This window comes from Oscillibacter valericigenes (assembly GCF_016902445.1).
Lineage (GTDB): Bacteria > Bacillota > Clostridia > Oscillospirales > Oscillospiraceae > Oscillibacter > Oscillibacter avistercoris.
This window is the reverse complement of sequence record NZ_JACSNX010000057.1, coordinates 1-809: the sequence shown is the minus strand read 5'-3', so window position 1 is coordinate 809 and position 809 is coordinate 1. Positions and strand designations below refer to the sequence as shown.

Here is an 809-nt window from a genome sequence, read left to right as displayed (position 1 = left end):
CCTGCACCCTCAAAACCGAACAATGTGACGCCGCGTTCAAGCACGCCTGCTTCTTCTCGTAGGTCAAGCCCTCGGGCGATTAGTACCGGTCAGCTCCATACATTACTGCACTTCCACCTCCGGCCTATCTACCAGGTAGTCTTCCTGGGCCCTTACCCTCTTTCGAGGTGAGAGATCTCATCTTAGGGGGAGTTTCACGCTTAGATGCTTTCAGCGTTTATCTCGTCCGTACTTAGCTACCCAGCTATGCCCTTGGCAGGACAACTGGTGCACCAGAGGTACGTCCATCCCGGTCCTCTCGTACTAAGGACAGCTCCCTTCAAATCTCTTCCGCCCGCAACAGATAGGGACCGAACTGTCTCACGACGTTCTGAACCCAGCTCGCGTGCCACTTTAATCGGCGAACAGCCGAACCCTTGGGACCGAATTCAGCCCCAGGATGTGACGAGCCGACATCGAGGTGCCAAACCTCCCCGTCGCTGTGGACGCTTGGGGGAGATCAGCCTGTTATCCCCAGGGTAGCTTTTATCCGTTGAGCGATGGCATTTCCACTCACATACCACCGGATCACTAACTCCAACTTTCGTTACTGCTCGACCCGTCGGTCTCGCAGTTAGGCTGGCTTCTACGTTTACACTCACTGCACGATTTCCGTCCGTGCTGAGCCAACCTTTGAGCGCCTCCGTTACTCTTTAGGAGGCGACCGCCCCAGTCAAACTGCCCGCCTAACAGTGTCCCCCGACCGGATTCACGGCCGCAGGTTAGAAATTCAGCAATCCAAGAGTGGTATCCCACCGGCGGCTCCACAA

The 809-nt window shown here is 56.1% G+C and carries 1 rRNA gene; it reads right to left on the bottom strand.

Going from position 1 to position 809, the window contains the following annotated elements:
• Window positions 1-59: 59 nt before the first annotated feature.
• Window positions 60-809, bottom strand: a 23S ribosomal RNA gene (locus H9X91_RS14005); the annotation flags it as partial.